Annotated in this window: 8 protein-coding genes; 2 read left to right on the top strand and 6 right to left on the bottom strand. The window is 67.3% G+C overall.

The features are described 5' to 3' along the window. The first annotated feature begins 566 nt into the window (after window positions 1–566). Entirely contained in the window at window positions 567–1,364 is a 798-nt protein-coding gene (locus tag Q0Z66_RS11450) for an alpha/beta hydrolase (RefSeq protein ID WP_298041240.1), read from the top strand. 16 nt (window positions 1,365–1,380) lie between these two features. On the opposite strand, the gene Q0Z66_RS11445 is transcribed toward Q0Z66_RS11450, so the two are convergent. Further along, entirely contained in the window at window positions 1,381–1,830 is a 450-nt protein-coding gene (locus Q0Z66_RS11445; protein WP_298041238.1) for a hypothetical protein, read from the bottom strand. A gap of 37 nt (window positions 1,831–1,867) precedes the next feature. Between Q0Z66_RS11445 and Q0Z66_RS11440 the strand changes: the two genes are divergently transcribed. After that, complete coding sequence (locus Q0Z66_RS11440; protein ID WP_298041236.1) at window positions 1,868–2,911, top strand: FUSC family protein; 1,044 nt, start codon at window positions 1,868–1,870, stop codon at window positions 2,909–2,911. Window positions 2,912–2,989: 78 nt separating this feature from the next. Here the strand turns inward: Q0Z66_RS11440 and Q0Z66_RS11435 are convergent, their stop codons facing one another. Genes Q0Z66_RS11435 through Q0Z66_RS11415 form a run of 5 tightly spaced genes read right to left on the bottom strand, consistent with a single transcriptional unit; the run spans window position 2,990 to window position 7,816 of the window. Further along, complete coding sequence (locus tag Q0Z66_RS11435; protein WP_298041234.1) at window positions 2,990–3,556, bottom strand: hypothetical protein; 567 nt, start codon at window positions 3,554–3,556, stop codon at window positions 2,990–2,992. A gap of 4 nt (window positions 3,557–3,560) precedes the next feature. Further along, window positions 3,561–4,382, bottom strand: a complete 822-nt coding sequence (locus Q0Z66_RS11430) for a hypothetical protein (RefSeq protein ID WP_298041232.1) — start codon at window positions 4,380–4,382, stop codon at window positions 3,561–3,563. Further along, complete coding sequence (gene pilM, locus Q0Z66_RS11425; protein ID WP_298041230.1) at window positions 4,382–5,419, bottom strand: type IV pilus assembly protein PilM; 1,038 nt, start codon at window positions 5,417–5,419, stop codon at window positions 4,382–4,384. The genes Q0Z66_RS11430 and pilM overlap by 1 nt, the downstream gene beginning before the upstream one ends. A 40-nt stretch (window positions 5,420–5,459) precedes the next feature. Then, window positions 5,460–6,275: an A24 family peptidase gene (locus Q0Z66_RS11420; RefSeq protein WP_298041228.1), complete on the bottom strand. Its 816-nt coding sequence runs from the start codon at window positions 6,273–6,275 to the stop codon at window positions 5,460–5,462. After that, window positions 6,272–7,816: a hypothetical protein gene (locus tag Q0Z66_RS11415; protein ID WP_298041226.1), complete on the bottom strand. Its 1,545-nt coding sequence runs from the start codon at window positions 7,814–7,816 to the stop codon at window positions 6,272–6,274. Before Q0Z66_RS11415 ends, Q0Z66_RS11420 begins: the two co-directional genes overlap by 4 nt. Between the last annotated feature and the right edge of the window lie 50 nt (window positions 7,817–7,866).

The following is a 7,866-nucleotide window of genomic DNA, read 5'->3' as shown; positions in this document are numbered from 1 at the left end:
GAACGCACCCACGGCTCCATCGACGACCTCACACCCCTCGAGCTCGAGCAACTCGACTACGCTCGCAACGAACCGGTCACGAGAGCCGGCTGACACCAGCAAACAGCTCTCCGGACATGCCGGGGCGAGTCAGTCATCGTGTTGATGCCTTTCGAGTGGGATGTGAGCGTTTCCTCGAAGGATCACACGGTGACCGCGTCCACGTCCTAAGACGAGCCGGCCACCGCGCGCTACACCACTTTAAGGGGCACTACTGGCAGGTTCTCGGGTGATCCGGCGAATGCCGCGATGGACTGCGGGTCGCGACGGATCGTCTGGGAGATGTGGCGCGCCTCGTAGGTCATGCCGTCACGATAGCTGCGTGCCGGAGCCGCGTACAGGTGTCGCGAACCGGCTGGGCGCGGCGAGAGAAGGCGTGTCGGGTTCGTTCGCGAACGTGAAACGCCGTGGGAATCACCGGGTATCCGATTCACTGAACGCGGCGGGCACGCGGCACCGTGGGAGCAACATCCGACGGGCGGAACGCCGACGGGCAGGGGCGAGCGGCCCGCGGATACCCTCGAAGGATGATTGCTCTCACGCGCGGCGAGGGGATTCCCCTGATCGCGATCCATGGCTTCGGCGTCGATCACCGGATCATGCTGCCGCTCGAGGACATGGTCCCGGATGCCGGATGGCAGCGCGTCTACATCGATCTGCCGTGGGCCGAGGGTACGAGCGACACCGGAGCGCGTACGCCGCGCGAGCTCGCCCATCAGGTCATGGAAGAGGTGCGCGACCTCGCTGCCGGCGGTCCGTTCGCGATCATCGGCAACTCCTTCGGCGCGATGGTCGCGCGCCACATCGCGCACGCGCTGCCCGAGCAGAGCCTCGGGCTCGCCACGCTCGCCGGCGTCTTCGAGATGGACCATGCGCTGCGCACCCTTCCCGAGCACGAGGTCGTGGTCGCCGATGAAGCGGTTCTGCAGGCGGCGGGTGCTGACCGGGATGCTTTCACGGAGATGGCTGTCGTGCAGACACCGGCGACGCTTGAGGCGTTCCGCCGCTTCGTGGTGCCCGGCGCGGCCGGCGCCGACCTGCGAGTGCTCGAACGTCTGAGCAGGACCTATGCCGAAGCATCCGCCCCCGAGAATGACGCGACGGGGCCGTTCACCGCTCCCGCCCTGCACATCTTCGGCCGCCAGGACCAGGTCGTCGGGTTCGAGGACGGCCTCGCGCACCGTGCGCACTATCTGCGCGGCACGTTCGTCGTGCTCGACGGAGCTGGACACAATCTTCACCTAGAGCATCCCGGCGCCGTGGGCGCGCTGGTGCGCGACTGGCTCTCGAGGGCTCGGGCGGACGCCCGAATCCGCGGCCTCTGAGCGATGCGGGCCGGGTCTACTCGACCTCGCCGAGCACTCGTGCGACGAAGAAGCCGCCACTCCCGGATACGAGTGTGCCGGCGATCTTCACCGACCCGACCCCGCGGATCGCGTCCTGGGGGACGACCGCGAGCTCGCTTCCGTCGCACCGAACCTCCGCTTCTGCGCCGACCGACCCGGACTCCGTCTCAGCCGTGTAGACGAACCGCGCGCGACCATCGCCGAAGCAGGCGACGTCGACGCCGGTGACCGTGACGTGCTCGTCGTATCTGAGGGTGACGCTGCCGCCCTCTTCCGCTGATACGTCCGCGAGCCGCAATGACGCGATTCCGAGCCCCTCCGGCTCCGCCTCGATGAACGCATTGGCCTGAGCCTCGGCATCCGCCCAATCCACCTCGGCGGAGCATCCGGACGTCGTCACGAGGACGGCGGAGACGATCAGGGCGGCGGGCAGAAGACGGCGCATGGGACGAGACTAGTGCCCGGTGGGACAATGGAATGACATGACTGACACCTCGCTGATCCAGGCCATCACCCGTTTCCACCCCCGCCAGGGCGAGTGGGCGGTGGCACTGCGAGCCACACTGTCGGCGGTCGTTCCGCTCGTCGTGCTCTTCACCACAGACCATCTCGATTGGGCTCTGTACGCCGCTTTCGGTGCGATGTCGTCGCTGTACGGACGCAATCAGGCGCTCCCCGGACGCCTGCGCATGCAGCTCGAGGCGGGTGCCTCGCTGCTCGCGGCGATCCTGATCGGCGTCTGCGTCGGAATCTCCCCGGCGCGCGACTGGCTCGCGATTCCCGCGGTCGCGATCTTCGCGACGGTGCTGGCGATCATCGTGCATCGGCGCAACTGGCATCCCGGCGGTGTGATCCTGCAGGTGTTCGCCGTCGGCGGTGTCTCCTCATCCGTGCGCACCGTGAGCGACTTCGTGCCGGCCGCCGCCGTCACCATCGCGACGATCGCCTTCGTGCTGCTGCTGACGCTCGTCACGTCCTCGATCGCTCGGCTCTGGCAGCGTCGCAGCAGCCATGAGCCGGCACCCCGCCCTGCGCCGAGCGCCGGCGCCCCGGAGTGGCCCCTGCACCACTACGTCATTCGTTATGCGCTGGCGATCGCGGTCGCCGGCACGATCGCCACGGCGATCGGTATCGGGCATCCGTACTGGGCGATGGTCTCGGTGACGGTTCCGCTCGCGGCGGCGGATGCCAAGGGGCGGTCGCTCCGTGGAATCCAGCGCGTCATCGGAACGCTCTTGGGTGTTCTCGTCACGTGGGCTGTGCTGTCGTTCGACCCCTCTCCCGTCGTGCTCATCATCGTGATCGGCATCGCCCAGGCCGGCGCCGAGATGTTCGTCGGCCGCAACTATGGTTTCGCGCTCCTGTTCATCACCCCGCTCGCGCTGTGCATGGTGCAGCTGGTGCATCCGATCCCCGTCACGCAGCTCATCGCCGATCGTGCCATCGAGACGGTCCTCGGCGTCGCCGTCGGCCTCGCGATCACCCTGCTGACTCACGAGCGCAAGCAGGTCGGCGACACCGACTGACCTCCGGCCGGAACGACGAAGGCGGGGTGGTCGCACGGAAACCGTGCCGACCGCCCCGCCTTTCGCGGTATCAGTGCATCACTCGAAGGGCTGCAGGACCCAGGTGGAGCCGTTCAGGATGAGGATGGCCTCTTCGGGTCCGGTGTAGATGCTGTCGATCACCGTGACGAGGCGCTTGGACGCCTGCAGGCGGGAGACGAAGTCCTCGAGCTGCTCGCGGTCGCCCGTGGCCGAGATCGACACCGAGACGGCCACGAGGCTGCCGCTGGTGACGGGGGCGATCGCGACGCCCGTGGGCGCCGTGTACCCGAGCGGGGTGTCGAAGGTGACCGAGGTCATCGTGACGTTCGCGTTGTCAGCGGCAGCGGAGATCTGATCGAACAGGGCCTGCTGCGAACGTGTCTGCGGGATCTCGTTCTGCGTTGCCGCGATCTGAGACTTGTACTCCTCGAGGTGCTTGTGGTCCTCGGCGAGAGCGGCGTTCTTCGCGGCCTGCACATCGTTGATCTGGCGGGCGTTCTCGGTCTGCGAGTTGGCCTCGCCCATACGGTCGATCTGGGGCTTGATGCCGACGAACCAGCCGGCGGCGAGGATGATCGCCGCGAGCAGGCCGATGGCGATGAGGCTGAAGTTGTACTTGCTCATGTGCTTATTCCCCCGTGCTCGTCAGGTCGTCGTCGTCCGTCGTCTCCGCGGCCGCGGCCGGCGCCGTCGGCGGTGCGATGGCGACCTGCTCGAGCTGCTTGTGCAGCTCTGCGAGCATTTCGGCATCGAGCGCCCCGGTGCGGCTGGTGCCGCCGAGGGCGGTCATGTTCAGCTGGACGGTACCCGTGATGATGTAACCGTCCTCCGTCTCGCCGATCACCGTCTCAACGTTGGCGCTGGTGTAGCCGGTCATCGACTTCGCCAGGGCGTTGAGGATCGCGGTCGGCGACTCGAAGATGTCGGAGTGGGCGCTGAAGGCGACCTCGATGACGCCCGGGGCGTCGATCTGGACGATGTTCGGGTCCTTCGTGGACATGTCGATCGGTCCCAGACCCTTGACCGTGATGGCCTCGGCGGTGATGTCGACGCCATCGGGCATGGAGCTGTCGAGCTCGCGCATGATGCGCGCCCAGTCGGCCTCGGAGTACAGCGCCGCCCAGCGGGCTGTCTCGTAGTCGATGAGCTGTGCCTTGAGGCCGGCGACCTCGGAGTACTGGTTCTGCTCGACGATCAGCTGCGCGCCGCGGGTCTGCTCGGCGGTCAGCTTCTTCTCGGCGCCGTTCGCGAGGAACGACACCCCGAGGCTGACGACGACGACGACGATCGCGAGAAGGACGAGTCCGCTCATGAGCGAGCGGATCTGCGCGTTCTGCTTGCGCCGGATGCCGACGATCGGTGGGATCAGGTCGACGCGGGCGACGGACGCGACGGTGGCGAAGCCGCGCCGCGGGGCCGATTCGGTGGAGTCCTTCTTCTTCTTCTTCATCACTTCTCTCCCACTGCGACGCCGAGGGGGGCCGCGAGCTCGAGGGCCCAGCGGTCGACGCCCGATGCGCGCACCTTGTTGCTGACCGAGAAAGCCTCGAGCGGGTCGCCGTAGCCGGTCGGCAGGCCGAGGGCCCGCGTGAGCACGGGGGCGAGGCCGGTCAGACGGCTGCCACCGCCGGTGAGCACGACGTTGCCGATCGGCTTGTTCGGGTGCGCGTTGTTGTAGAACTTCAGGGTGTTGCGGATGCTGTCGATGAGAGCCGCCACGTTCTCACGCAGAACCGTCTCGGCCTCGATGTCGCGGGCGCTGGTCGCACCGCCCTGCAGGCCGCGGGTGATCTTGTCCTGCTCGGCTTCGGCGAAGCTGATGCCGAGCGCGCGCTCGATGCTGCGGGTGACGTCATCGCCACCGCTGGGCACCATGCGGACGAACTCGGGCATGCTGCCGGTCGCGATGACCACGGTCGTGCTCGAGGCGCCGATGTTGATGAGCGCCTGCGTGCCGCTGTTCGCACTGGTGAGGGAACGCAGCAGCGAGAAACCGGCGAAGTCGACGGCGTCGATGTATCCGCCGCCCTTCTCGATCGCGTTGACCGTGATCTCGAGGCTGCTGCGCGAGGTCGCGACGAGCAGACCCTCGTGCTGGGCCTCGCCGCCTTCGCTGGACTGTCGCAGCGGCAGGAAGTCGAGGATCGAGTCGTCGAGGTCGATGGGGACCTGGCCTTCGACGGCGAACCGCAGGCCGGCCTTGCGCTGGCTGGTCGGCATCGCCGGGAGCGTGATCTCGCGGACGACGACCTTGCGGTTGGAGATGCCGAGCGCGACCTTGTTGGTCGAGAAGCCCGCGGACTTCCACAGCTCCTTGATCGCGGCGGCGCCTCGGCGCTCGTCAATGATCTCGCCGTCGGCGATCACGCCGTCGGCGACGTTGATCGCGCCGAACTTCGTGATCTTCGGGCGGTTCGTGTACGCGCCGTCGATCTGCACGCCCCGCAGCCCCCGTCTGCTGAGGTCGAGTGCGACTACTCCTGCCATGTGTGTCCTCCGTGATGTGTTGACGTGGAACCGTCGAGGGTCATGCGAGACCCACGAGGGTGAGATAGAAGCCGGCGATCGGCTGACCGGCGAAGATGCCGATCGCCGCGCCGATGAGCATGAACGGGCCGAAGGGAAGGCCCGATTTGCGGCCCGCGCGACGGGCGATGATGAGCGCGATGCCGACGATCGCGCCGACGATGAACGCACTGAAACCGCCGACGATGAGCTGCGGCCACCCGAACCAGCCGAGGGTCATTCCGAGCGAACCGGCGAGCTTGACGTCACCGAGCCCCATGCCCTCGCGCCAGCCGAAGGCCAGCAGCAGATACAGACCGCTCAGAGCGATAAGACCGATGAGAGCGGGCAGCAACCGGGAGAGATCGCCGGTGAGAGCCGTGGCGAGCATGATGAAGACGAAGCTGACGATGTAGGCCGGGAGCGTGATCGCGTCGGGCAGGCGGTGGTGGTCGAGGTCGATCAGCGCCAGGGCGATGCCTGCGGCTGCCCAGAAGAGCAGGAGCGGCAGGATGGCCGCCGGATAAACACCCTGGTAAGCGCCGATCGTGACTCCGGCGAAAGCGGCGGCGGTGAGCAGCTCGACCGCCGGGTAGCGCAGCGAGATTCCCGTTGAGCACGTGCGGCATCGGCCGCGCAGCACCAGGTAGGAGAGCACCGGGATGTTGTCGTACCAGGCAATGGGGCGCTTGCAGACGGGGCAGGCGCTGCGCGGGTGCACGACGCTCATTCCGCGAGGCAGACGCCAGATGACGACGTTGAGGAATGACCCGATGAGCCCGCCGAACACCGCGGTGACGGTGATGGCGAACCAGGCCGGAATTAACGGGTCGGTCATCCGATCTCCTTGTACCCGCCGAGCGACGAGCCCATCGTCTGCGCCGGGGCGTTCCACTTCTGCGCGGTCGAGCCATTGCAGGAGAGCAGCTGGATGACCGAGTAGGAGTCGCCGCCCGTGGAGGGCGTGCTGACGGCGGTCAGACACAGAGTCGGGTCGCCGGCGAACTGGATCGTGTAGCTCGTGCGGCTATCGCCCGTGTCGCCGTTGCGGATGAATTGCTGCAGAGCGCTGAGCGAGGTCGGGTTGTTGGGCGTCGCGCAGGAGGTCGCGTGAACGCGGGGGTCGCTGCCCATACGTGCGGTCAGGCAGTACGGGCGGATCTCGTTCTCCTTGACCCAGATCGCCTGCGGGGCAGTCGTCGTGGCGGTGCCGGTGGGCTCGGTGTAGGTCCACTTATGGTTCCAGTTGACCGCAGCTCCCGTACCCGTCGGGTCCTGCTTGCACGGGTATGCGATGAGGTAGCCACTGGCGATCACGTTGAGGGCGACGTCGAGGCATCGGCCGAATTCGCGGTAGTTCACGAGCTGCTTCGTCGCGGCGCTGGCCGCGCCGGCGCCCACGGCCGGGGCGGGGTCGAAGGACTTCACCTTGGTGCGACCGTCGACGAGCGTATCACCGCTCATGCTCAGCCAGCGGTTCGAGCGGATGGAGTTGGTCTTGTCCTGCCCCTCCCACGAGTCGGGGAAGTCCCAGCTCCAGAGCTGGTTGCCGTGGGCGGTGCTGTTCTCGGTGGTGCACAGCTGGAGCGTGGCGTTCGCGGTGCTGGACGTGACGCCGGTCGGAGTGGCGGCCCACTGCTGGCCGGTGATGCACAGAACGTCGGCCGTCCCGATCGTGTTCGCGAGCTTGATGCGGTAGTCGGTGTCGTACACCCACATGTCGCGGCTGTCATCGGTGCACTCCGACAGCGGCACCATCTTGATCAGGCTGCCGACGCTCGGGGAGACCGCCTTCAGGCATCCGCTCGAGTCGGCGCTCTTGATGAGACCGCCGGGGATGTTCACGTTCGTCGTCGTGAAGGTGTAGAGCGCCGAGACGGTGCGGTCGGCGACGTCATCGCCGAGGCCCGTGATCGCGGCGTCCTTGCCCGCGGCGACGATGCGCGCGTACTTGGGCTGCTGACCCGACGCGGAGGAGAGCGGGTAGGGAAGGGCGTTGGCGGCCAGCCAGGAGTCGGACTGCCCCGAGGGATCGGTGCTGTAGTAGTCGATCGTGACGTCATAGCCGAGGGCGCTGTCGGGAAGGCCGTCGACCGTTCCGCTGAGCGTGTTCGGCAGGCGGGACGGGTCGCCATAGGTGGTGCCGTTGACGCTGACCGAGCTCGAGCGCAGCACCGAGAGGGTCGCCTGGATGCCGGCCTGAGCCGCGTATCCCGTACGGGTGTTCTTCTGCGCGAGGCCGGAGGCCTGCGCCTGGGAGAGCAGCACGGACAGCAGCACGAGCATGAGGCCGCCGGCGAGCACCGAGAAGATGATGGTCATGAGCAGGGCGGATCCCCGCTCGCTCGTTTCACGGTCGAGACCACGGAGACGGATCATGGGCGGTAGCTCATTCCTGTGCAGACCGGAGTCATGCTCTGGCCATTGGC

The sequence above is a fragment of the uncultured Microbacterium sp. genome (assembly GCF_947632095.1).
Classification (GTDB): domain Bacteria; phylum Actinomycetota; class Actinomycetes; order Actinomycetales; family Microbacteriaceae; genus Microbacterium.
This window is presented reverse-complemented; position numbering and strand designations above follow the sequence as displayed.

Coding starts and splice junctions, on each gene's coding strand:
- Q0Z66_RS11445 (WP_298041238.1), bottom strand. CDS start 1,830: ATGCGCCGTCTTCTGCCCGCCGCCCTGATCGTCTCCGCCGTCCTCGTG.
- pilM (WP_298041230.1), bottom strand. CDS start 5,419: ATGGCAGGAGTAGTCGCACTCGACCTCAGCAGACGGGGGCTGCGGGGC.
- Q0Z66_RS11430 (WP_298041232.1), bottom strand. CDS start 4,382: ATGAAGAAGAAGAAGAAGGACTCCACCGAATCGGCCCCGCGGCGCGGC.
- Q0Z66_RS11415 (WP_298041226.1), bottom strand. CDS start 7,816: ATGATCCGTCTCCGTGGTCTCGACCGTGAAACGAGCGAGCGGGGATCC.
- Q0Z66_RS11420 (WP_298041228.1), bottom strand. CDS start 6,275: ATGACCGACCCGTTAATTCCGGCCTGGTTCGCCATCACCGTCACCGCG.
- Q0Z66_RS11440 (WP_298041236.1), top strand. CDS start 1,868: ATGACTGACACCTCGCTGATCCAGGCCATCACCCGTTTCCACCCCCGC.
- Q0Z66_RS11435 (WP_298041234.1), bottom strand. CDS start 3,556: ATGAGCAAGTACAACTTCAGCCTCATCGCCATCGGCCTGCTCGCGGCG.
- Q0Z66_RS11450 (WP_298041240.1), top strand. CDS start 567: ATGATTGCTCTCACGCGCGGCGAGGGGATTCCCCTGATCGCGATCCAT.